25 protein-coding genes and 3 pseudogenes are annotated in these 23,169 nt (G+C 46.8%); 9 read left to right on the forward strand and 19 right to left on the reverse strand.

What is annotated here, in order from left to right; all coding sequences use genetic code 11:
- Positions 1 to 5 precede the first annotated feature (5 nt).
- A complete protein-coding gene (locus tag ACQE26_RS01900; protein WP_016937174.1) occupies positions 6 to 605 on the forward strand; it encodes a rhomboid family intramembrane serine protease in 600 nt (199 codons plus the stop codon).
- Here the strand turns inward: ACQE26_RS01900 and ACQE26_RS01905 are convergent.
- The 5 genes from ACQE26_RS01905 to ACQE26_RS01925 form a co-directional block, all read right to left on the reverse strand.
- The gene (locus ACQE26_RS01905) at positions 602 to 2,068 is read right to left on the reverse strand and encodes a PH domain-containing protein (RefSeq protein ID WP_500470496.1); all 1,467 of its coding nucleotides are present in this window, start codon (positions 2,066 to 2,068) and stop codon (positions 602 to 604) included. The two genes, ACQE26_RS01900 and ACQE26_RS01905, sit on opposite strands and share 4 nt — an antisense overlap.
- Positions 2,058 to 2,537, reverse strand: coding sequence for a PH domain-containing protein (locus ACQE26_RS01910; RefSeq protein WP_500470497.1), 480 nt, complete (start codon positions 2,535 to 2,537; stop codon positions 2,058 to 2,060). The genes ACQE26_RS01905 and ACQE26_RS01910 overlap by 11 nt, the downstream gene beginning before the upstream one ends.
- Positions 2,538 to 2,653: 116 nt before the next feature.
- Positions 2,654 to 4,141, reverse strand: a complete 1,488-nt coding sequence (cshA, locus tag ACQE26_RS01915) for a degradosome RNA helicase CshA (protein ID WP_438421249.1) — start codon at positions 4,139 to 4,141, stop codon at positions 2,654 to 2,656.
- 330 nt (positions 4,142 to 4,471) lie between these two features.
- Complete coding sequence (locus tag ACQE26_RS01920; protein WP_500470498.1) at positions 4,472 to 5,842, reverse strand: UDP-N-acetylmuramoyl-tripeptide--D-alanyl-D-alanine ligase; 1,371 nt, start codon at positions 5,840 to 5,842, stop codon at positions 4,472 to 4,474.
- 77 nt (positions 5,843 to 5,919) lie between these two features.
- Positions 5,920 to 7,005, reverse strand: coding sequence for a D-alanine--D-alanine ligase (locus ACQE26_RS01925; protein ID WP_013351087.1), 1,086 nt, complete (start codon positions 7,003 to 7,005; stop codon positions 5,920 to 5,922).
- 153 nt (positions 7,006 to 7,158) lie between these two features.
- Here ACQE26_RS01925 and ACQE26_RS01930 point away from each other — a divergent pair, with 153 nt between their 5' ends.
- Positions 7,159 to 7,476 (forward strand): thioredoxin family protein, encoded by a 318-nt coding sequence (locus ACQE26_RS01930; RefSeq protein ID WP_500470500.1) that lies wholly within the window; start codon positions 7,159 to 7,161, stop codon positions 7,474 to 7,476.
- Here ACQE26_RS01930 and ACQE26_RS01935 read toward each other — a convergent pair.
- Positions 7,473 to 8,366, reverse strand: coding sequence for a cation diffusion facilitator family transporter (locus ACQE26_RS01935; protein WP_500470502.1), 894 nt, complete (start codon positions 8,364 to 8,366; stop codon positions 7,473 to 7,475). The two genes, ACQE26_RS01930 and ACQE26_RS01935, sit on opposite strands and share 4 nt — an antisense overlap.
- A gap of 216 nt (positions 8,367 to 8,582) precedes the next feature.
- Between ACQE26_RS01935 and ACQE26_RS01940 the strand changes: the two are divergent.
- Both ACQE26_RS01940 and fbpB read left to right on the forward strand, forming a co-directional pair.
- Positions 8,583 to 8,757 (forward strand): annotated as a pseudogene (locus ACQE26_RS01940) (Fur-regulated basic protein FbpA); the annotation flags it as partial.
- The gene (fbpB, locus tag ACQE26_RS01945) at positions 8,750 to 8,896 is read left to right on the forward strand and encodes a Fur-regulated basic protein FbpB (RefSeq protein WP_003156206.1); all 147 of its coding nucleotides are present in this window, start codon (positions 8,750 to 8,752) and stop codon (positions 8,894 to 8,896) included. The pseudogene ACQE26_RS01940 and the gene fbpB, both read left to right, overlap by 8 nt.
- Positions 8,897 to 8,922: 26 nt before the next feature.
- On the opposite strand, the gene ACQE26_RS01950 is transcribed toward fbpB, so the two are convergent.
- From ACQE26_RS01950 to dctS, 8 genes are all read right to left on the reverse strand, one after another.
- Positions 8,923 to 10,068 carry an acyl-CoA dehydrogenase family protein gene (locus ACQE26_RS01950; RefSeq protein ID WP_500470504.1) on the reverse strand — a complete coding sequence of 382 codons (1,146 nt, stop codon included), beginning with the start codon at positions 10,066 to 10,068 and terminating at the stop codon, positions 8,923 to 8,925.
- A gap of 114 nt (positions 10,069 to 10,182) precedes the next feature.
- Positions 10,183 to 10,518, reverse strand: coding sequence for a hypothetical protein (locus ACQE26_RS01955; RefSeq protein WP_003156210.1), 336 nt, complete (start codon positions 10,516 to 10,518; stop codon positions 10,183 to 10,185).
- A gap of 94 nt (positions 10,519 to 10,612) precedes the next feature.
- Positions 10,613 to 11,353 carry a DUF2705 family protein gene (locus ACQE26_RS01960; RefSeq protein ID WP_101605620.1) on the reverse strand — a complete coding sequence of 247 codons (741 nt, stop codon included), beginning with the start codon at positions 11,351 to 11,353 and terminating at the stop codon, positions 10,613 to 10,615.
- 19 nt (positions 11,354 to 11,372) lie between these two features.
- On the reverse strand, positions 11,373 to 12,299 hold the full coding sequence (locus tag ACQE26_RS01965) for an ABC transporter ATP-binding protein (RefSeq protein ID WP_500470505.1): 927 nt from the start codon (positions 12,297 to 12,299) through the stop codon (positions 11,373 to 11,375).
- A gap of 99 nt (positions 12,300 to 12,398) precedes the next feature.
- Complete coding sequence (locus ACQE26_RS01970) at positions 12,399 to 13,448, reverse strand: AI-2E family transporter (protein ID WP_016937187.1); 1,050 nt, start codon at positions 13,446 to 13,448, stop codon at positions 12,399 to 12,401.
- A gap of 185 nt (positions 13,449 to 13,633) precedes the next feature.
- Positions 13,634 to 14,890 (reverse strand): C4-dicarboxylate transporter DctP, encoded by a 1,257-nt coding sequence (gene dctP, locus ACQE26_RS01975; RefSeq protein ID WP_012116859.1) that lies wholly within the window; start codon positions 14,888 to 14,890, stop codon positions 13,634 to 13,636.
- Positions 14,891 to 14,998: 108 nt separating this feature from the next.
- The gene (locus ACQE26_RS01980; protein WP_500470507.1) at positions 14,999 to 15,670 is read right to left on the reverse strand and encodes a response regulator; all 672 of its coding nucleotides are present in this window, start codon (positions 15,668 to 15,670) and stop codon (positions 14,999 to 15,001) included.
- On the reverse strand, positions 15,645 to 17,267 hold the full coding sequence (dctS, locus tag ACQE26_RS01985) for a two-component system sensor histidine kinase DctS (protein ID WP_500470508.1): 1,623 nt from the start codon (positions 17,265 to 17,267) through the stop codon (positions 15,645 to 15,647). The genes ACQE26_RS01980 and dctS overlap by 26 nt, the downstream gene beginning before the upstream one ends.
- A gap of 80 nt (positions 17,268 to 17,347) precedes the next feature.
- On the opposite strand from dctS, the gene ACQE26_RS01990 reads away from it, so the two are divergent.
- A complete protein-coding gene (locus ACQE26_RS01990) occupies positions 17,348 to 18,400 on the forward strand; it encodes a TRAP transporter substrate-binding protein (RefSeq protein WP_500470509.1) in 1,053 nt (350 codons plus the stop codon).
- A gap of 82 nt (positions 18,401 to 18,482) precedes the next feature.
- Entirely contained in the window at positions 18,483 to 19,304 is an 822-nt protein-coding gene (locus ACQE26_RS01995; protein WP_500470511.1) for a manganese catalase, read from the forward strand.
- Positions 19,305 to 19,328: 24 nt separating this feature from the next.
- Here ACQE26_RS01995 and ACQE26_RS02000 read toward each other — a convergent pair.
- From ACQE26_RS02000 to ACQE26_RS02015, 4 genes and pseudogenes are all read right to left on the reverse strand, one after another.
- Positions 19,329 to 19,687: pseudogene (locus tag ACQE26_RS02000) on the reverse strand (DUF4937 domain-containing protein).
- Positions 19,681 to 20,022: a cupin domain-containing protein gene (locus ACQE26_RS02005; protein WP_500470513.1), complete on the reverse strand. Its 342-nt coding sequence runs from the start codon at positions 20,020 to 20,022 to the stop codon at positions 19,681 to 19,683. The pseudogene ACQE26_RS02000 and the gene ACQE26_RS02005 overlap by 7 nt, the downstream one beginning before the upstream one ends.
- A gap of 133 nt (positions 20,023 to 20,155) precedes the next feature.
- Positions 20,156 to 20,527, reverse strand: coding sequence for a glucose starvation-inducible protein GsiB (gene gsiB / locus ACQE26_RS02010; protein WP_500470515.1), 372 nt, complete (start codon positions 20,525 to 20,527; stop codon positions 20,156 to 20,158).
- Between the two features lie 100 nt (positions 20,528 to 20,627).
- Positions 20,628 to 21,434 (reverse strand): EcsC family protein, encoded by an 807-nt coding sequence (locus ACQE26_RS02015; RefSeq protein ID WP_438421236.1) that lies wholly within the window; start codon positions 21,432 to 21,434, stop codon positions 20,628 to 20,630.
- Between the two features lie 161 nt (positions 21,435 to 21,595).
- On the opposite strand from ACQE26_RS02015, the gene ACQE26_RS02020 reads away from it, so the two are divergent.
- The 3 genes and pseudogenes from ACQE26_RS02020 to ACQE26_RS02030 all read left to right on the forward strand — a co-directional run.
- Positions 21,596 to 21,961 (forward strand): DMT family transporter, encoded by a 366-nt coding sequence (locus tag ACQE26_RS02020; RefSeq protein WP_060963561.1) that lies wholly within the window; start codon positions 21,596 to 21,598, stop codon positions 21,959 to 21,961.
- A complete protein-coding gene (locus tag ACQE26_RS02025) occupies positions 21,958 to 22,365 on the forward strand; it encodes a DUF5360 family protein (RefSeq protein ID WP_500470516.1) in 408 nt (135 codons plus the stop codon). Before ACQE26_RS02020 ends, ACQE26_RS02025 begins: the two co-directional genes overlap by 4 nt.
- 57 nt (positions 22,366 to 22,422) lie before the next feature.
- Positions 22,423 to 22,638, forward strand: a pseudogene (locus ACQE26_RS02030) (DUF2188 domain-containing protein); the annotation flags it as partial.
- Between the two features lie 58 nt (positions 22,639 to 22,696).
- Here the strand turns inward: ACQE26_RS02030 and ACQE26_RS02035 are convergent.
- A complete protein-coding gene (locus ACQE26_RS02035) occupies positions 22,697 to 23,050 on the reverse strand; it encodes an SH3 domain-containing protein (RefSeq protein ID WP_500470517.1) in 354 nt (117 codons plus the stop codon).
- Positions 23,051 to 23,169 lie beyond the last annotated feature (119 nt).

Genomic DNA, 23,169 nt, shown 5'->3' on the forward strand with positions numbered 1-23,169 from the left:
TTGCGATGTTTATACGAACGGAAAATTTCCAGACTTTTATCAGACGTTATCCCGCCGTCAGCTGTATTCTGGCGCTTCAGGCGTTTTTATGGCTGTTTTTCAGCCTGCCGCTTCATTCCGTCATGATGTGGTCAGATGCAGTGACCGGCTATAATTACGGCGTTTTCGAGGGAGAATGGTGGCGGCTGGTGACACCAATGTTTTTACACGCGAATTTCACCCATCTCCTGTTTAACTCCATGTCTCTGTTTTTATTCGCGCCCCCGCTTGAGCAGATGCTCGGAAAAGTCCGTTTTCTGATTGTGTACATCGCATCAGGCATCATCGGCAATATCGGCACGTATCTTGTCGAGCCGCTTGATTATGTGCATGTCGGCGCATCAGGGGCGATCTTCGGACTTTTCGGCGTGTATGTGTTTCTGACTGTATTCCGGAAAGAGCTGATCGGCCGGGACCAGTCAAAAATGATTATGACGCTGCTTGTCATCGCGGTGCTGTCGACCTTTATCAATTCTAATATTAACATTATGGCGCATTTGTTCGGACTGGCAGGCGGATTTTTGCTTTCTTTTTTATGCGTGCAGCAAAAAAAGCGGCGGTATTAACCGTCCGCTTTTTCATATGAATACCAGCGCCCGATGCGTTCGGCATCTTCCTCACTGACATCCTTCAGCATGACATGCTCCATGTGGTGAGCTGATTTCACTGCGGTAGCCACGGATGCGAGCCGTCTTCTTTTTTGCAGAATAGACCGGCTGACTTCCAGCATCTGCATTCTTCTTCTCAGCATAATCGTGGTCGTCTTCCCGATCAGCCTCGTGGTGATCTGAAGCCTGCCGCCGTTTATGCACCATGACGCTGTCCTAAACGAGGCATATCCAAGCACCAGTTCAGCAGGAAGCACAAGCAGCGAGGCATATCCCCACGGTTTAAACAGAATACAAAGCGGGATGATTACGAAAACCGAAAAAATAACGGATCGGAATAAATACCGGCGCAGCGCCCTTTTCGGCAAATGATTCCGGTTTTCTTCCAGCACGTAATCCGGTGTGAAATCGTTCAGCATCACACCGAGCTTTGATCTGCGGATGATCGGAAACAGAATCGTCTGAGCGCCTTCTTTCTCATTCCCCGCCCTGCCTGCACTGACAATCGCAACCGTCGCGTATCCGAATAGCTGTCTGATGACATTTTCTTTAATTTTAATGGCCTGAATTTTACGGAGCGGGATCGTCACTTGATGCTTTTCAATAATTCCGCGTGTAATGACCAATTCATGTTCCTTTTTCTCTATTTTGAAGTTGGCATGCTTGATCATCATACCGGCGATGCTTAACAGCCAGGCGATGAACAATCCTATGAAAATGATCACGGCGTAAATGCCGATGCTCGCATGCTTGAGAAAAGAGAACCTGTCATAGAGCCAGTCCATCGGAAATACTTCATCAATCTGAGAAAAGAGGGCGAATACCGCTGAGATGATGACACCGATTCCCCCGGATGTTGAAGCCGCCATGAGCAGCTCGCTTAAAGACAGCCTGTAGACGGATTGCTCATCACCCCTGTGCATCGGCTCCTGCTCCGCCGCTGTCTCCCGGTGTTCTTCCAGCTCAGCTTTTTGCTTAAAAACCGCCGCTCTGATCCGTTCCGCCTCTTCCGCAGTAATGGCGGATAAGACGGCCTCGGCATTTTTTCCGTCGCCGGCCGTTTCGATTTGCAGCTTAACCAGCTTAAAAAGCTGCTGAATGACGCCTGCACTCGTATTCATTGATTGAATCCGATCAATGGAGATGTATCTTTTTTTCGTGAAAAATAAGCCTTCTTCTATTCTGAATTCCCCGTCTTCAATGCGATATGTAAACTTTCTCCATTCGATCACGCTTGCTGCAATCAGCCAGATAAGCAAAACGGCGAGCGCAATGCCGCCATAAAAGCGGATGAAGTGGTTGGAATTGACGATATAGACGAGAAAAAACGGAAGAATGATATTTTTAATGGTTTCGATAATAATATGGAATAAGTTCAAAATCACGGCCGCCGGGTGCAGACGTTTCGGTTCAGACATCATCTTCCGTCACCCTTGCCAGACGGGAAATGGAATCCCTCAGCCGGTCAGCTTCCTCCATATCAAGCGCCGGAATGGAATGAACGGTCGCCGCCGTGGAGATTTTGACTGAGGCCAGGCGGTATCTTCTGAGAAGCGGGCCTTGTGAAGTATCTACGTGCTGCACCCTCACCATCGGCACAATGACCCGTTTGACAATAAAAATGCCGGATTGAATATCTATTTCATTTTCATGAACTTCATAGCGCCAGATCCTGTGCCTGATTTTCGGTATGGCATAGATGGATATCACTGAGCCGATGATCCAAATGATGCCGAGGACTCCGGTGATCCAATACGGCCAATGGAAAAAATGGCTTAAAACAGCTGTTGCTATAACGGCCAGAAGACAAACGGCGGACAGGATGATTTCCTGAAGACGCCAGACTTTTAAGCCGCTTGGACTGATTCGATTTTTTGGCTGTGCTCTCAACATACCTACCTCCCATTTTTTATCATACATACAAATACGGCTGATTTGCAAAAAAGATTCACTTTCCGGCATATCGAAAAAAAGCGGACCCTGTAAAAGGGTCCGCTTCCTGTGTTTTAGTATGATTTTTTCTGGCGTCTGTCACTTGAAGATGAACGGCGGTCAGTTGAACGTTTTTTATCGTAGGAAGAACGGCTGTTGTTTTTCCCTTTGCCGCCGCGGTAGCCGCCGCCTTGGCCGTCTCTGCGCTTAGAAGTACGCTGGTTTTTATAGCGTTTGCTGACCATCGGCGCTTCATCAGTGAGGCGTACAGGCGTGCTGTCCGGCTCTTTTGTCGCCATTTTGATGGCTGCAGCCACAACTGTCACTGCATCATGATCTTCTAACAATTCCGCAGCTGCCGTCATGTAGAAGTTCAGGTTGTTTTCGCTGATCGCCGTGCGCAGACGATCAACCGTCATCTGCTGCTGACCTTCTAATGCTTCGTCAAGCGTCGGCTCTTTCATGCGGTCCATTTTGCGTTTTGTCGTTTGTTCAATCGCGCGAAGCATGCTTTTCTCACGCGGTGTGATAAACGTCATCGCCATACCCGTTTTTCCTGCACGGCCCGTTCTTCCGATACGGTGAACGTAGCTTTCAGGGTCTTGAGGCACGTCAAAGTTATACACGTGTGTTACGCCTGAGATATCAAGTCCGCGGGCGGCAACATCAGTCGCTACAAGCACTTCGATTGCACCTTCTTTAAATTTACGAAGCGCAACCATACGTTTCGCCTGCGTTAAGTCGCCGTGAATTCCTTCAGCTGCATATCCGCGCAGGTTCAAGGCTTCAGCCAGCTCATCGACACGGCGTTTTGTACGTCCGAATACGATCGCAAGTTCCGGAGACTGAATGTCAAGAAGACGAGTCAGCGTGTCGAACTTTTTACGCTCCTGCACTTCCAAGTAGAACTGTTGAATATTGGAAACAGTCATTTCTTTCGCTTTTACTTTTACATGCTCAGGCTCAGTCATGAAACGCTCTGCGATCCGTTTGATCGGAGCAGGCATTGTTGCTGAGAATAGAAGCGTTTGGTGCTCGCTCGGCACGTTTGAGAGAATTGATTCGATATCATCAATGAATCCCATGTTCAGCATTTCATCGGCCTCATCCATGACAACCGTATTCACGTTGTTCAGACGGATCGTGCGGCGGTTGATATGGTCAAGAAGACGTCCCGGCGTACCTACGATGATATGCGGGTTTTTCTTCAATGCGCGGATCTGACGCCCGATATCCTGGCCGCCGTAAATAGGCAGCACTTTCGCACGCTTATCTTGTCCGATTTTATATAACTCTTCAGATACTTGAATGGCTAATTCACGGGTTGGCGCGATTACGATTGCTTGAATATCAGGAGACTCGGGGTTCATTTTTTCAACAAGGGGTATACCGAACGCAGCTGTTTTACCTGTACCTGTTTGCGCTTGTCCGATGACATCTTTATTTAAAAGTCCGAGCGGAATCGTTTGTGCCTGAATCGGTGTTGCTTCTTCAAATCCCATACGATTGATTGACTTCATGAGATCAGAACTTAATTGGAAATCTTGAAACGTTATAGTCAAATTATTCAAACTCCTTCTGATTGCTGTTTCAGTAATGTCGTGATTTACCACTAAAAACTGCCCTCTCATACAAAGGACAGGATCATACGTATACAAAGCCCGAATTACTTTACGTTTAATCTTACCATTACACTATGTGTTTTTCAATAAGGCGAGATGGTCAAGCTGCCGGAAGCGGCCTGACCGGATTCTTCCTGCAAATGACGCCGGCCCCCGCGCCGGGCGGGATTTTCCAGCCGGCGGTATTTCTTTTTCATACGGACAGAATTATTTCACCCGGATTTAGTTTCTTCATTTTTATAAATTTTTATGACGATGATCAGTATTTCTTCAGTTCTTCTCTAATAAATCTTTAACGATTTCTTCAAGCTTCATACCTCTTGATGCTTTAAACAGAAGGAGATCGCCGGAAGCGGCCTTTTCCTGTATGGCGTGAAGCAGTTCTTTTTTGTCGAGATAATGGCTGACGCGGCCTTCTTCAAAATGCCGGCGTGCTCCGTCAGCGATGAACGCACCGAGAGTGCCGTACGTAAATACATGGTCGATCTCCTCCGGATTGATCGCAGCTCCGCATTCTTCGTGGAATGCCTTTTCATGATCACCGAGTTCAAGCATATCACCGAGCACGAGCATTTTCTTCCGGTAGCCTTTCATCGTTTCGATTAATTCGACCGCCGCTTTCATTGACGTCGGACTCGCATTATACGCGTCGTTAACGATTGAGATGCCGTTTTCCGTTTTGACCAATTCCAATCTCATTCCCGTCACTTTCAGGCGGCTCAGTCCAAGAGCGGCATTTTCGGGCGTAATGCCGAAATAGATGCCCGCGGCGTATGCGGCCATGGCATTCATGACATTATGTCTGCCGAGAACGGGCACAAAGAAAGAACGATCAATACCGTCGATACTGAAATAAGTGCCTTCTTCCGCCTGTTTCATTTCTTTCAGGCGGAGATCATTGTCCGCACCTGCGCCGTATGTCGTTGTCCGGCAAGTGTACGCCTTTTCGCGAAGCAGCGGCTCATCCCCGAAATAAAACAGAACGCCGTCTTCCCGAAGTCCGTTTATAATTTCTAGTTTCGCCTCCGCAATTCCTTCTCTTGAGCCTAAATCCTGCATATGGGATTCGCCGATATTGGTAATGACGGCAGCTTCCGGTTCGGCGAGACGGCTCAGAAAATCAATTTCGCCTCTCGCGCTCATCCCCATTTCTAAAACGGCGATTTCTGTATCTTCAGGCATGGCGAGCACCGTCAGCGGCAGGCCGATATGGTTGTTGAAATTGCCTGCGGTTTTGTGAACGCGGTATTGAGTGCCGAGGACGGCGTGAAGCATGTCTTTTGTTGTCGTTTTTCCGTTGCTTCCGGTCACCCCGATGACCCGTGTGCCGAGCTCTTTTAAGTAAGCTTTTGCCAATATTTGCAGCGCCTCCAGCGTGTCATCGACAAGGATCACGGCACGCTCTTCGGGCGGATTCGGCTCAGAGCGGTCCCACAATACCGCGGAGACGCCTTTTTCGAATGCTTGCGGCACAAAGGTATGGCCGTTAAAATGCTCTCCTTTTAAAGGAATGAACAGCTGATTTTTTTCCAAAGTCCGCGTATCGGTTGCGGCGCCCTCAATCATCGTTTGTTCAAATACAGGATTTGTCAGTGTGCCTTTGACCATGTCTGCGATTCGTTTTACAGTTCGCTTTATCAAAGGTGGCACCTCGCTTTCTGAAAATGTTGTCTGTTACGGGAAAAGACACTGCCCCCTTCAGGCAGTGTCCGTTTTCATTAAAATGTATGTTTAATCAGCTGTTTTTCGGCATGGCGTTCTTTTGCCAGCTCAACCAGCTGCTCGATCAGATCGCTGTAATCTACGCCGGCTTCTTTCCACAGCAGCGGGAACATGCTGAATGGCGTAAAGCCCGGCATTGTGTTCACTTCGTTAATGAGCACTTGACCGTCATTGGTCAGGAAGAAATCGGCGCGGACAAGGCCTGAGCCGTCAATCGCTTTGAAGGCTTTAATCGCCATCTCGCTGATTTCCGCGTATTGTTCATCCGTCACTTGCGCGGGAATCATTAAATCCGTGTCGCCGTCTTCATATTTCGCTTTATAGTCGTAAAAGTCGGTCTTCGGAGCGATTTCACCGACGGCGGAACATTTCGGTTCGTCATTTCCGAGCACGCCGATTTCGATTTCTCTGCCGGCGATTCCTTCTTCCACAACAATTTTCCGGTCATACTCAAAAGCCAGTTCGAAAGCTTTTTCAAGCTCTTCACGGTTTCGGCATTTGCTGATTCCGACACTTGACCCGAGGTTCGCCGGTTTGACAAAGCACGGATACCCCAGTTCCTCTTCAACCTGCTGTAAGCAGCTGTCGGGCGTCTGTTTCCAATCCTTTTTTAAAAAAGCGGCATACTTCGCCTGCGGAAGCCCCGCTTGAGCGAACAAATGCTTCATGATGACTTTATCCATGCCGGCTGATGATGCAAGCACTCCGTTGCCGACATAAGGAACATTCAGCAGCTCCAGCAGCCCTTGAATCGTGCCGTCTTCACCGTTCGGTCCGTGGAGAAGCGGAAATACGACGTCAATCGGCGCCTTCTCGTCAGCCGACGCTTCAGGAAACATTTCCCGGTTCAATGCTGAAAGAGCGAAACTTTCACCGTTTTGTTCCAGCTGAAGCATTTTCACGTTGGAAACCGGTTCAGTCAGAAGCGGGCCTCTTTGCCACTCTCCTTTTTCAGTGATGTAAATCGGATGTATATCAAACTTATCAGTATTAAGCGCTTTTGTTACAGCCAGTGCTGTCTGCAGCGATACATTGTGTTCGGCTGACTTTCCGCCGTACACCAATCCTAGACTTGTTTTCAATGGATATTCCCCCCACAGCAATTCATCTTTACTATCTTATCATTTTCATCAGAAAATGATCTAATTATTTTTGGGCATTCTGAATATGAAAGCATTTGTATGTAATTCCTTTTTATTTTATATTAAAATGGCATGGAAAAGGAGATGTGTCATATGAAAAAAATCAGTACAACAGAACAATTTAATGAACTTATTCAATCCGACAAGGAAATCATCGTGAAATTTTTCGCTGACTGGTGCCCTGACTGCACGCGCATGAATATGTTCATCGACGATATTTTGGAAGAATATAATCAAAATGATTGGTATGAGCTGAACAGAGACGAACTCCCTGAGCTTGCCGACAAATATCAGGTGATGGGCATCCCGAGCCTTCTGGTCTTTAAAGACGGTGAAAAGAAAGCGCATCTGCACAGCGCAAACGCGAAAACTCCGGAAGAAGTCACAGAGTTTTTATCACAGCATATTTAATTCGTTTCGTGATCTTTGTTTATGACTTCTGGCTCTACATGAACATGGACATGAGTCACATCATGTTCATGTTTTATTGCACATTCGACCTCATCGGCTACTTTATGGCCTTCTTTCACAGACAGTCCCGGATCTACCGTAATGACCATTTCCACATGAACAGTGCTTCCCAAATACCTTGCCTTCACATCCTTCAGCCTGCTGACTTCTTTTATTTCTTTCACCGTATGTTTGTACGGTTCCAAATCTTTCAAGTCAAATCCGTCCGTCAATGAGTGGGAAGCATCTTTGAAGATGTCCCATGCCGTCTTACAGATGATGATCCCGATCAGAAAAGCAATGACCGGATCAACCCACGGCAGATGAAAGCGGGCCGTTATGACACCTATAAACGCCCCAATACTGACATATGCGTCAGATCGGCTGTCTTTCGCCGCCGCATGAAGCGCCGAACTTTTGATCCGATTTGCAAGACGGCTGTTATATACATACATGCCGTACATGACGATCGCGCTTCCGAGCGCCGTCCATGCCGCAATGTAGCTCGGCTCGGCACCCGTTCCGCTGACAACCGCCTTCGCTCCCCCGACCAGCACTTCAATCCCGACCGCCATCATAATAAAAGACGCAATTAGTGAAGAAATTGTTTCAGCCCGATAATGTCCGTAGGCATGATCGCTGTCCGCGGGGCGCTGGGAAATCCGGAGCCCGATCAGCACAGCAAGAGATGCGACAATATCCGTGGCATTATTTAACCCGTCCGCTCTGAGCGCTTCGGAATGATAAATAAGACCGATCGCCAATTTGACTGCGGCAAGGATGAGGTACGCGGCGATATTCAGAATCGCGCCTTTTTCGCCCCGTTTTAAGTTTGCCGTTTGATCATTCATGTAAGGACTCCTCCATTCTCATTCATAGTATGGATGGAAAAGCAGAAAAATAGCAGTTTTGATATGGCGGAAATGCAATCAATTCGACAGCATTATTCCCCGGGAAACTTTTTGTCGAAAAATTGGCGGTATTTTCTCTTTACATATGAATAGGCTCATTGTATACTTTCATTAAATGATAATGATTCTCAATATCATTTGATTAGGAGGGTAATCATGAGATCTTCTCCTCAACTCAGATCATCAGTCGAAGGACGTAAAAAACATCTGATCCATTTGCTGATCAGTAACGGAATATACAAAAAGTCGGAACGGCACTTATATGAATTATCGCTTGGAGAGTTAGAAAGCGAATATCAAATATGTAAGGAAGGTGCGGGCTCATGGCGAAACGAAAAATAAAAACATACGAACAGCTGATAAAAGAAAACAAGGCGGCCATTATGAATAATCAAAAGCTGATGAATGTAATTTATGACAGAATCGACCGCAAGCATCAAAAATTGCTCCGGCACAACAGCCATACATAAAAAGAGCCTATTTCAGGCTCTTTTTTTTATTGCTCAAAGGCTTCCGCCGCTAATTTGCTGATAACCGCATCGTCCATCGGCGGGTTGTGAAGGCCGGCGCGGGCGTCCCGGTAATACCGCTGAAGCGGGTTGTTTCGCTCCAGGCTTTTCGCGCCGGTGATTCTCATGGCTTTATCAACAACGGAAAGGACGGCATTTGTCACAATATGTTTTGCCGCGCCAAGCTCGCTTTTGATGAAAGGGCGGCGTTTCGGGTCATCATACATTTGCGCCGCCGTGAAAAGAAACTGTCTCGCTTTTAACAATTCAAGCTCCATTTCTCCGACCCGCTGCAAAACGGACGGCACGTCTTTAATCGGTCCGTTCAGGCTGTTCGGTGAATATTCGGATGCAAAGCGGACGGCATAGTCCCTTGCTGCTTGAGCGATACCCAAATAAGCAGCGGGAATGTGAAGCAGCCAGCCATTCACTTTCGCCGCTCTCGGCCCGCTGATAAGCTCCACAAGCCGCTCGTCACTGACCGTGACATGGTCTAAAAGGAGATCATGGCTTCCGGTCGCCTTCATGGCAATCATATCCCATGTTTCTTCGACCGAAACGCCTGCCTGATCTTTATGAATGAGAAAAACACCGGTCGTTTGTTTTTCTTCAATCCATGCCGTCACAAGCATATAATCCAAAGTCAGCGAAAGGGTTGTAAAGGTTTTTCGGCCGCTCAGCACCCATTGTCCGTTCTTTTTGACAGCAGAGGTGCCGGGTCTTCCCCCTCTCGTCGGACTGCCGGTCTGCCGTTCAGTCGCTGCCCTGTTCAGGACGGCTCCCTTTTTCACCTCTTCAGTGATAAATGAAAAGACATCTTCATTCCAGCTGTTTTCTTCTCCGAGCTCTCCCATGACAGATAAATGCCAGCCGATTCCGAGAGCAACGGCCGCGTCTCCCCGCGCCAGCCGTTCCTGAAACAGCACCATATCATAAACGGAAATGCCTGCACCGCCGAAGGCCTCAGGTACCGTTAACGCTGTATATCCCGCATCCCGCAGTCTTTCAATTTTCTCCGCGGGAAAACGGCCCTCTTCGTCATCGAGCGCGGCTGTTTTTTGAAATTCGTCTGCAAGCAGGCTGATTTTTTCCATCCATTCTCTCTGCCGTTCGTTCTGTATCCATAAAGACACTGGAATCCCCCCATTATAATTCCGATAAAGTTAATAAGTATTATAGAGATTCAAGTCCCGTTTCGCAACTGTAAGGCTGTACGAAAAAACACGCTATTCCATAGAATAGCGTGCTCAGACTGCTTCCGGGCCGCGGTCCTGCTTGAGCCCGAGATAAATCAGCATATATGTGAGGTAACCCATCGTCATCACAAGTCCGCCAAAGAAAAAGCTTGAGAAAATCGGCTCTTCAAACGCGGTAACCGCCGCAAGCACGATCCAGCTTGCATACAGGTAGATGATGAAATAACGGAATCCCGTCTTCATTTTATATAAGAGAAACAGACCCACTGTAGAAAACAATCCCAGCGCAAGCCTGAAATAAACAAGATGTTCGAATTGGAACATGAATGACACAAAGGAAAAACCAAGCAATAACACAATCGGTAATGCGGTAATAAAATTTCTCAAGTGAGCACCTCCGTCATTACCTTTATTATAAATCAAAATAGCATAAATTATTGATTTATCGTGATCTTTTTCACAAAAATGTCATTCCTTTACTTTACACCCGAACATCGCGTTTGCAAAAGCTCCACCAAGCGACGGCTAAGAAGAAGACGATATGGATAATGATAATGCCTGTCGAAAATAACGGCGTCATTCCCGCAAACAGCGGTTTCGCCCCGCTCATGTATTGCGTCAGGTCCGTATTCGCGAACAGCAGGAAGCTTCCCCATTTGTTTTGAAAGAGCGACATAATCGTCACGAGTGATTTTGCGCCGTACAGGACGATAAATGACAGAATGACGGCCGTGGCGCTGTTACGGAATAAGGAAGAACACAGCAATCCGAAGCATGCCATTGCGAATGCCTCGACCCAGTTCGTGCCGATTACTTTCAGTGTGTTCACAAGAAGCGTCCCTGATTCAGATGTCACCGACACTCCGAAGAAAGCCATGCCGAACAGCAGAGACAGAATATAGTACGCCGCATACAGGTACAAGCTGACCAAAAATACGGTAATGAGTTTAGATATAAAAATCCGCTCCCGCTTTACCGGACGGATTAACAAAAATTTAATCGTTTTCTTATCAAATTCAGCTGAAATGATCGTCGCCGCAATGACGATCGTTAATGCTTCAAGCAGAATATTGAGCCCGGGTGCGTACGCCATATAGCCGATGAAGTTCTCGTCCGTTCCGGAGCTGATGACAAGCCGTTTAATGACGAGCGCCATCATAAACTGAAGAACGGCCATTAAAATCAGCGCCACTAATGAGACTTTACGATTAAAAAGTTTCATATGCTCATTCGCTGTCAATTTAAACATTCGTCTCCCCCTCCTCTTGAAGCGCCGCCGTCACTTTCATGAATTCATCCTCAAGCGATTCCGCATACGGCATGATGGAATACACGAGAAAGTCTTGTCCGACGAGCGCCCGGTTTAATTCCGGGATGTCCTTCTTCGCTACGGTGACGGTAATGCACCCGCCATTTTTCTCCGGAGCAAATTGCTGTTGGGACAGCCATTCGAATGCTTCGTCAGCAGGCTGTATGTCGAGGACGGCTTTTTCTTCTTTTTCCGCTGCGCCTCGCAGAACGACCTCTGTTTTAATTTCACCTTTTTGAATGATGATGACACGGTCGCAAAGGTCCTCTACTTCACGCAATAAATGCGTCGCAAAAAGGATGCTCGTCCCTTCAAGCTCCGCGAGCTCTTTTAAGTGATCGCGAAAATCCTTCATTCCGCCGGGATCAAGCCCGTTTGTCGGTTCATCTAAAATGAGCAGATTCGGACGGTGAAGAATGGCCTGTGCAATCCCGAGACGCTGACGCATGCCGAGGGAATACGTTTTAACTTTGTCGTGAACGGCATTTGCGAGCCCGACCCGCTCGATGACTTCCTGAAGCCTGTCCTCTTTGATGTTTTTGTGCATGTTGGCAAAGTGCTTCAGGTTTTCCCATCCCGTCAGATACGGGTAGAATTCAGGGTTTTCCACGATCGCTCCGACGGATTCCAACGCTTTTTCGAACTCAGTATCGTGCTGAAAGCCGTTAATTGTAATCGTGCCGCTGTTTTTCTTTAAAAGACCGACGATGATTCGGATCAGCGTGGTTTTTCCCGACCCGTTCGGACCGAGCAAACCGATGATCTCGCCCTGCCTTACATCCATGCTGATGTTTTTCAAAATGTGCTTTTTGCCTATTGTTTTGTCAAGGCCTTCAATATGTAAAATCGGCTCAGTCATACAGCCTTCCTCCTTTTTCAAAAAAAATAAACAGTGCCCGTACATAAGGCACTGTCTGCATTATAACATTTGTCATTTATTCGTGAAGCGCCGGGGCTGTTACGTCTTTTCCGGCCCCGGTCCGGATTTTTCTTTCTCTTCATTATTGACGACATCCAGAATATCCAGCAGGAACACAAAAATCGGAATCCCGATAATCAGGCCCCAAATGCCGAAGAAATGTTCCGAGAAAATCAAAACCGTAAAGGTAAAAAAGATCGGAAGTTCCGTTTTCGCTGACATCAGTTTCGGATTGAGGAAGTACGTCTCAATCGCATGAATAACGAAAATGACCAATACGATGTAGATGACGTACGCAGCGCCGCCTGTCGTATACGCGATGATACTAAGCGGGATGAGCGAAATCACCACACCCGCCACGGGAATGAGCCCGAGGAAAAAGACCATGATGGACAGGCCGAACAGCTGCGGAAAATGCAGAATGGCCAATGCGATGAAGGTGAGAATACAGTTCACCAGCGCGATAATAAATTGGGCTTCAATCACTTTTCCGAATGTTCTCGCAAACTTGCTGCCGAAAAAAGCAAGTTCATAGTAAAAGACAGACAGCTTGCTGTGCTGAAATTTTTTCATGAATTCCGTGAGCCGCTTTTTCTCGAACAGGAAAAACATGCTGAGAATCAGTGACATCACGACCTGCAAACCGAAAGTGCTGATATCGGCCAAGTATGTATACAGTACATTAAATCCTTCTTTTACATAAGAACCGATATTAATGTCACCGAACACGCTCGATATTTCATCATAAAACGGGATGACATCGGGATGATACGCGATGTGCTTGATCTGCTTAATCAGCTGTTCAATCTGCTTGGCAACAATCGGGTAAAAGACAAAGCCCCCCACAGTCGCCCCGACAGCCAGCGCAATATATAAAATGGTGATGACCACCCTCTGACTGATACGGAAAAAATGGTTCAACACGTGCCGGATGACAGTCTCCAGCCGATCCATCAGAAAAGTAAAAATAAACGTAAGCAAAATCAAATTAATCATACTTCGGAATACAACTAACACCCCAGTCAAAACAAGAAAAACGGAAAAACGTCTGACACCCGGATGCTGAAAAAATTTAAAAATAGCCGCCATTTATACACTCCTGCTAGGACAAAAAGCCCTTAGATTTCATCTTTCACTCTCTAATTGTAAATTATATAACAAAATGACGCTAAGGTCTTTGTCCACCTCCTAATAAAATTAAACAAATTTATCTTTTTTACTCATGGCAGACGAAAAAAAAGAACGGCATGCCGGATGCATGCCGTTCTCCCATTTTATACCGCCGTTTTCATTTCTTTTACGGCCTGTGTGCTTTTTGCTTCGTCAAACTCATTTTCGCTCTTGGCTACGATGATAGTGGCGATTCCGTTTCCGATCAGATTGACGATCGCCCTTCCTTCACTCATAAAGCGGTCTACACCGAGGAGCAGCGCAAGCCCCTCCAGCGGGATCACCTGGAGCGCCGACAAAGTGGAGGCGAGCACGATAAATCCGCTTCCGGTTACGCCCGCCGCGCCTTTTGATGTCAGCATTAACACGAGAATGATCGTAACCTGCTGACCGATGGTAAGGTCAACGCCGAACACCTGCGCCAGAAAAACCGTAGCCATGGAAAGATAAATCGAGGTGCCGTCCAGATTAAAGGAATACCCCGTCGGAATGACAAGACCGACAACCGATTTGGAGCAGCCGTAGCGCTCCATTTTATCCATCATCCGCGGCAGGACGGACTCAGAAGAGCTTGTGCCGAGAACGATGAGCAGTTCATCTTTAATAAACCGGAGATAGTTCCACAAACTGAAACCGAAAAGCTTGCAAATGATATTCAAAGCGACAAATACAAACAGGAACATTGTAACGTATACAGACAGCATCAGACTCGCCAGCGGCTTGATGGAATCAAGTCCGAAGTGCCCGATCGTATAGGCCATGGCCCCAAATGCGCCGATCGGCGCCGCACGCATGATGTAGCCGATGATCTTGAAAAAGACATGCGATAGTTTATCGAAGAAATCAATAATGCTTTTGCCTCTTTCACCGAGCGCCGCCAAGCCGACTCCGAATAAAACAGAAAAGAATAGGACCTGCAGAATGTCACCTTTCGCAAAAGCGTCAACCATGTTTGACGGAACGATGTGAGTGATAAATTCAATCCAATCAATTCCCTGTCCCCCGTTTTGCGTATACTGAGAGACATCCCCTTTTTCAAGCTTGCTGTAATCAAGCCCCTCACCGGGTTTCATGATATTGACGACCAGAAGTCCGATAATAAGGGCGATGGTGGTCACGACTTCAAAATAAATAAATGCTTTTCCCCCGACTTTGCCGACTTTTTTCATATCTCCCATCTTGGCGATGCCAAGCACGATCGTCAGGAATATGATCGGTGCGATTATCATTTTTACCGCATTGATAAATGTATCGCCGAGCGGTTTCATCTGTTTCCCGGCCTCAGGCCATACAAGTCCGACGATGACGCCGATGATGACCGCCGTGATGACTTGCACCGTGAGATTTTTGAATATTTTCATCCCTGCTCCCCCTTGCCTCTTGCTGTGTCTATGCTGAAATGATAGCGTTTTCAAACAAAGAGGGGAAGCTTATGATCATAACGGACATTTTGGTCTTTTTGGTCTCGGCTAACGGACGAATTTATAGCGGTTAACCGGCCGGCCCACTCCCCCGTACTGAATGTCGAGCTTAATCTGACCGTCTTTCTCAAGAAAATCAAGATAGCGCCGCGCCGTCACTCTGGCGATTCCGAGCGCTTTCGCAGCTTCTTCAGCTGAAAGCGGCTCCGTCTGCCGTTTCATATAGGTTATAATTTCATTCATCGTAAAATGATTTAACCCCTTCGGCAGATCCCGGGACGGATTTTGCGGAATTTTAAGCAGCGCGTCAAGCTGGTCTTGCGACATGGTGTCATGCTGTTCCATTTTCCGTTTATATTGTTTAAAGTTTTCGAGCGCCTGTCTCATCCGCTCCAGCTTAAACGGCTTCAAAATATAGTCGGCCGCGCCGTTTTGCAGCATAAGCTGGATCGTTTCTTTGTCTTTTGCAGCCGAGACGATGATGATGTCCACTTCGAGCTTTTGTTTTCTGATTTCCTGAAGCGTTTTAATTCCGTCTTTTTTCGGCATGTACACGTCTAATACCACGAGTTCGGGCCGAAGATCTTTTATAAGCCTGATTCCCTCGTCTCCGTCAGCCGCCGTGGCGATGACGCTGAAACCTGAAACGCCGGTGATAAATTCTTTATTCACCTCCTGCACCATCGGATCATCTTCAATAAGCAGCACCTTGATGTCCATCTATCGATTCCTCCCCCTTCATCGGAAATAAAATAGAAAATGCCGTTCCCTGTCCCTGCCGTGTGTCGACTTCAATGATGCCCATCCCTTTGTCGACGATCTGTTTGACGAGGTACAAGCCGTATCCCGTGCCGCCCGTTTTATTGACGGTAAACCCTTTTTCATAAATGTGCGGAATATGCTCATCGGAAATCCCGCTTCCATTATCTTCTATTAATATCGCAAGCACTTCTTCATTTTGCTCAATACTGATGTCAATGTGTTTGTCCTCCGTGTCGGCTGTTTCGAATGCACCGAACGCGTTTTCGATTAAATTGCCGAGCAGGACGACGATGTCATGCTGGTCCACATGCACCGGAAAGTGGGAAAAGCTGCTGTTTTCATCAATTTTCACAGAAATGCCGAGCTCTTTGCCTCTTTTGATTTTGCTTAACAGAAGCCCCGCCGCGGCGTCATTCTGAATGGCCTGATGAAGGAATTCCGTGACGCTTTCCTGTTCTGATGATGCCTTGAAAGCAAGCTGGAGCGCTTTTTCTGATTTTCCGAGCTGAATCAGTCCCGCGATGGTGTGAAGCTTGTTCATGTGTTCATGGTTTTGGACTCTGAGCGCATCGACAAAATTTTTCACGCCCGTCAGCTCTTCAGCCATTTTCGCTGCTTCCGTCCTGTCCTGGAATATAGCGACGGCGCCGATGACCTTCTTTTTCATGACGATCGGAATTCTGCTGCTCATGATCACCTTTCCGCTGACTTGGATTTCTTCATTATATACAGCCCGGTTCCGCTCGACGATCTCCGGGAGCCGCGAATCTTTTAACACGTCCCAGATCAGCCTGCCATCGGTCTCTTGTCTGACATTGAATATCTGCTTCGCTTTTTCATTAAAAATGGTGATGTGATGCTGGTTATCAATGGCGATGACACCTTCATTCATCGAGTGAAACGTAGCGGTCCGTTCTTCATACATTCTTACGATCTCATGGGGCTCCAGCCAAAACATCTGTTTTTTGATGTGGCGTGCCAGCAAAAAGGAACCAGCCAGTCCGAAACCGAGCGCCAGCAGCACGATAAAGAGAATGTCATGTTTCAGCTGAAGAAGGATTTCACCAAAGCCGGGCAGCGTTTTACCGGCAAGGACGACACCGATCTGATTCAGATCCCGGTCTTTTATCGGATAAAAAGCGCGGACGGCGGTGCCGATTTCTCCCTTTGCTTCGGAAAAATAAATGTGCTCGGCAAACGCCGCAGCTTCGTCTTCACCCCTTGAACGCTTTCCGATCAGCGTGCTGACGGGATGTGAATAACGGATATGGTCCATATCCATGACGACGATGTAGTCCGCTTCATTGATGATCCTTATTTCTTCGACCGCATGGCGCACGTCTTCCCTCTGCTTTTTCTGCTCCAGGGCACGTTTGACATCGGTCATCTCAGATACCGTCCGCGCCGTATTCATCAGCCGTTTTTTCAGCTCGCGCTCCTCTGTATGCTGAATATTTCCGATCAGCACGATGCCGACGATCAAAAAGGTAAAAAGCACGACGATATAAGAAAGTATGGTGATTTTCCAGCGGATGGTGAGCTTTTTTTTCGTCATTGGCCTCTTCCTTTCCATCTCTTTACGAAAACGGCCCGCCCGATTATGCTTGTTATAGAAAATGGCGGAGGAGGTTTTCGATGAAAAGCTTGCTGATGTGTCTCAGCCTGATGGTACTCGGTATCGGAACCGCTTTATTCATCGGCTTTCATGATCGTTTCCCAACGGATGAACCGTATTATGATGACGAACAGGAAGGCCTGAAAGATCAAATGGTGTTCAAATTCAGCCATGTCGTTGCTGAAAACACGCCTAAAGGGCGGGCGGCGAATAAATTCGCCGATCTGGTCTATCAAAAGTCAGGCGGGACCATTAAAGTAGAGGTGTTTCCAAACGGGAGCCTCTATTCAGATAATGAAGAAATAAACGCCCTCCAAAACGGGGACGTGCAATTCATCGCTCCCTCCACCTCAAAACTCGGATCACTGTCGCCCGAATGGGGTGTTTTGGATCTGCCGTACGCATTTACAAACTATAAAGCCGTACAAGAAGGCCTAAACGGCAAAATCGGGACTCGCCTGTTCGCTTCTTTAGAAAAGCATCATTTGAAAGGTCTGGCATACTGGACGAACGGATTTAAGCAGCTCACGTCAAATAAAGGGCCGATCTTCACTCCGGATGACTTGAAAGGACAGGCGCTCAGGATCATGCCGAGCAGCGTGATCGAAGACCAATTCCGCCTGCTCGGCGCGCACCCGCGCCAGGATTCCTTTAATTCCACGTTTCAGCTCTTGGAAAGCCATCTCGTAGACGGAGAGGAAAATACGATTTCAAATATCTATTCTAAAAAATTTTATAATGTTCAAGATTATTTGACAATCAGCAATCACGGATACCTCGGTTATGCCGTGATGACCGACGAACATTTCTGGAATTCACAGACGGAAAAAACGCGCACCATCTTAACGGAGGCGATGAAAGAAACAACGGAATGGAACGAAGCCTCCGCTGAGAAAATGAATAAAGACCAGCTTGAAGAAATCAAGAAGAATTCATCCATCAATATTCACGTGCTGACGAAAGCGGAAAAGAAAAAATGGATGAAACGCCTCGATCCGGTTTACGGACAATATGAGCAGGTGATCGGCCGCGGGCTTGTGCAAGATTTGTTATCTTTGCGGCGCGATCCTTAGCAGGACCAATACGCCCATCTCCGTTTCATCCCTTTTCCTGATGGGGAAGTAAATAGGGACAAATAAAAAAGGAGATGGAGACATGTTTACACATACGAAAAAACTGCAGCATCCGGCTAAACCGGATCGTCCTGACCCGCTGTTCGCAAAAAAGATGCAGGAAATCTTGGGCGGACAATACGGGGAAATATCGGTCGCCATGCAGTATTTGTTCCAAAGCTGGAATACACGGGGCAATGAAAAATATAAGGATCTCCTGATGGATACCGCGACAGAAGAAATCGGCCATGTCGAAATGATCGCGACAATGATTGCGAGACTGTTAGAAGATGCCCCGCTGGCGGAGCAGGAAAAAGCGGCTGATGATCCGGTCATCGGGTCCATTTTAGGCGGCATGAATCCGCATCATGCGATCGTCTCAGGACTGGGCGCCATGCCGGAGAGCAGCACGGGCGTTCCGTGGAGCGCAGGCTATATCGTCGCAAGCGGAAACCTTCTGGCAGACTTCCGCGCCAATTTGAACGCCGAATCACAAGGAAGGCTTCAAGTCGCACGCCTGTATGAAATGACCGATGATAAAGGCGTGAAAGATATGCTCAGCTTTTTATTGGCCCGCGACACCATGCATCAAAACCAATGGCTTGCGGCAATTAAAGAATTAGAAGCACAGGAAGGCCCGATCGTTCCTTCCACTTTCCCGAAGGCGCTGGAAAAGCAGTCATTCTCGCATAAACTTATCCATTTCTCAGATGGAGCAGAAAGCGCTGAACAAAATTGGCTGAAAGACAAAGCGCCGGACGGCGAACCTTTTGAATACGAAAAGGAACCGAAAGCGCACGGCGAAATAGCGAAGCTGGATCCCGTCCCGCCTTATGTCCACAACACGCTTCCCGGACGAAAATAAAAAAGCCCTCTAAATGGGCTTTTTTTATGTGCGCACAACTGTCCAATCCGGTTCGTATCGGATGTCCGGGTGATGTAACAGCTCGTGAATGAAAGTTCATTCTCTTCGTACAGCATCACTTCTATTGAAAGAATCGCAGCCTTCTGCTCGTTTTCTTCGTATATGCGGTCATGTTCGTTCTCCATAAAATGATCATAGGCCTGTCTGTTCTCCCAAACGCTGATGATCTCTGCGATGAACAGACCGTCTGCGTTTTTCCGCCAGCCGCCGGCCTGTTTGACGAAGCCATTTACACGTGATAATGCTCCCCATCGTGACTGTGCTTGCGCAAATGCTTCAGCGTTTGCAGCGTCTGTTTCACATACAATCTTTTTGATCAGTATGGCAGTTCCTCTGTGATGACTGTTTTCGCATGCGTATGCTCGACACAAAGATTCACGGTTCTGACGTATGAACGTGTACGGTGAATCGTGCCTTTCGGGATGAGCAGGCTGTCATTTGCTTTGAGCACTGCAGTTTCTTTGTCCTTAAAATCGATCAGCAGCTCACCTTCAAGAACAATGAACCATTCATCTGAATCAGGGTGATGGTGCCAGTCATATTCTCCCGTAAACACTGCAAGGCGCACACAGTGGTCATTGATCTCCGCGATTGAAAAATTGTCGTGTTTTTCTTTGACTTTATTGGCGATGGCGAGTAAATTTTGCATTTCAGACACGAGTGAAAACTCCTTTTTTCATTTATTGTACCGCAACGCCGCCCCGGATCAAGATTTTTCCAAAACAAAAAGCGATCCAGCTGATACGCCGGATCGCTCTTGATCTGCAAGTTGTCTGCCTTTTATGCTTTTATTAGCTGCTTCGTCTGTTTCCGCCTTTTTGGCCGATTTCTTTATAAAACTCTTTGTCATGATTTTTGCTTGTAGCTTCTCCGCCTTTTTGGCCGATTTCTTGATAGAATTCCTTGTCATGGTTATTGCTTGTGGCTTCTCCGCCTTTTTCACCAATTTCCTGATAGAATTCTTTGTCATGGTTATTGCTTGTAGCTTCTCCGCCTTTTTCACCGATTTCCTGATAGAATTCTTTGTCGTGATTTTTGCTTGTGGCTTCTCCGCCTTTTTGACCAATTTCCTGATAGAATTCTTTGTCATGGTTGTTGCTTGTAGCTTCTCCGCCTTTTTTACCTGCTTCTTCTCTGCTCATTTTGTTATTATCTTGTGCCATTTTTGAATTCCTCCTTTAATTGGTGTTGGTTGTTGGTTTCCCGATTTCAGAACTGCTAAACAAAGAAAACACATTGAATGTGTTTTCGGGTGGTTTTTTATCATTCTGCATCCTTCAGGCGGCTTAGAATCCGGCGCTTTTTATAAAGCATGATGCCTGTTTCCGCGATGCTTTCTAAAGCTGAACGGTTGGCGGATGCGCCGAAGATGATGCCTGCGGCCGGAACCATTTGCAGCAGTTTTTTCGCGGCGAACGTATCGCGGTAGCTGTAAACGACTTCCCGCCAGCCCTGTATCTGCGAGGCAACGCGCTGATAGGTGCGGTCGTTTTGATCATATTGCCGTAAATCCTGAAGGATCGCTTTTTTTCCGATGACGTCACTCGATACCAGCTGAAGCAATTTGACGATAAACACGCGTTCTTTTTTGTCTTTTGGGTCAAAGCCGTAGGCAATCGCGATATCCTGCAGTGTCTTTAAAGACAGACCGAGCATCGCCGGGATGTCTGCCGCAAGCGTAAACACGCCGCCGACTCCCGTTGCGGCTCCCTGCACCGTCGCGGCCTTTACACTTGTGCGCGCCATGGCTTCTGCGATTTCGTCCATGACGGCAAGCGGCGCATTGCGAATGTCGTGAAGCGTTTGACATGTACCGTGCGGCAGCTGTTTCTGAAACTTTTTCATGATGCGCTTTTCTGATGTGAGATACTGTCCGCCTGACTGAATAAACGTTCCCGTTTCATCGAGTATGCGTCCGATTTTCCGCTGAATAAATTGCGGTGTCAGCTTGTCCAAAAGCTGAAACGGCAAGCGGGTGAATGTTTGCCAGAACATCACCCTCTGCTGCGCCTTTTCCCATTTTTGAATGTCTCTCAATTGTCTTTCCAGGTCTGTCCGCTCTTCTGTCACCCGTCCTGCACGTCCTTTCCGACTTCTTTCTTCATAGTATACCTTTATGGTGTTTTCTTACCCGACCGGGTTTTTTATCCGGAAAACATTCCGTTGTTTAATTTTCTTTAAATTCTATATATTGTATAATTTTGAATAATACGAATGAAGGAGAATGTTGAATGCATTGGATTTATTTGAGCTTAGCGATCATTTTTGAAGTAATGGGTACGGTCAGCATGAAATTATCAAATGGTTTTACAAAACTTGTCCCCAGTATTTTATTATTATTGTTTTATATCGGCAGCCTATGTTTTCTTACTTTGACTTTGAAATATATAAGTGTCTCCATCGCGTATGCGGTCTGGTCGGGAATGGGGATCGTACTGATTTCCTTGATCGGAATTTTTTTCTTCCATGAACAGTTCTCTGTCATAAAAGCTGTCTCTGTTCTTCTGATCATCATCGGTGTCGTTTCCTTAAACTTTATTTCTGAAAGTGAAACGTCATCAAACGGCATCAGCGTTCATACGGACAGAAACAGATGATGAAAGGCTTAAAGGTTCTCTTCCTCATTACAGATATTGGATTTATCATTTATTGGATTGTTACTTTTTTTGAGTGGATTCCAAAAAACATGGTGTTTAAAGATTATGATAACGCCATGATCATGGCCTGGAACTGGTCATTCTTTCCCTTAGATATTTTCATATCGATAACTGGGCTGTACAGCTTGTTTCTTTATAAACGGAAACATGCGTTATGGCGCCCTTTCGCATTAATATCACTTGTGCTGACCTTTTGTTCAGGCCTGCAAGCGATTGCCTTTTGGGTATTTATCGGTGATTTTGATCTTATGTGGTGGGCATTCAATCTGTACTTGCTTCTTTATCCTTTATATTTTATTCGGAAATTGCTGGTCTCTCGTAAAAATGGCTGTCATTCTTTTTGATGAGGCGGTTTTCTTTTTCTTCAGGCGGGAAACACTTTTTATAAAGGAGTGATAGACATGCCTTGGTCAATGAAGGATTATCCGCAATCATTGAAGAATCTCGAGGAACCTGTGAAGAAAAAAGCGATCGAAATCGCGAATGCGATGGTGGATGAGGGTTATGAAGAAGGACGGGCCATTCCCATTGCGACAAGTCAGGCGAAAGAGTGGAAAGAAAATGCCTCTAAGGAAGAAATCGATCAGCTGATGAAACACGATGATGAAACGAAGCGCGGAAATTGATCCGGAATACATGAAAAAACCCCGCTCTAAAGAGAACGGGGTTTTCTGATTATAGACCGTAATAATAAGAAAGAGTGGTGACTGACACGTAGCCTGTCGCTCCTGCATACGTGACTTTCAGCCATTTATCAGAGTTGGTGTAGTGGCCCTGAACATATTCTCCAGTCACCCAAGAACCTGTAATTTTTTTACCGTTTGAGAATGTTGTAATTGTTGAACAGCTGACCTTAGAGCATGAGCGCATATTAGCTCCGTAAATTCCTACTGTGCCCCCGCTGGCTAAAATGGAAACGTCCGGTTCAGCTTTAGGTGTAAAAGTTGCAGCTGATGCAGAGCCGCCAAAAGCGAATAAAGAAACAACAAACATCATGGCGAAAGAAAAGACCGACAAACGACGCACCAAGAAAATTCCCCCTCTTTTATCATATGTCTGGAAAGCTTTCCTGAGGTTATTATACGTTTTCGCCCGGAAGACTGAAATAAGTCTAATGCTCCAACTTCTTTTCTTCGCAAGTGACCATG

The organism is Bacillus sp. 5RYD7K, assembly GCF_059831465.1.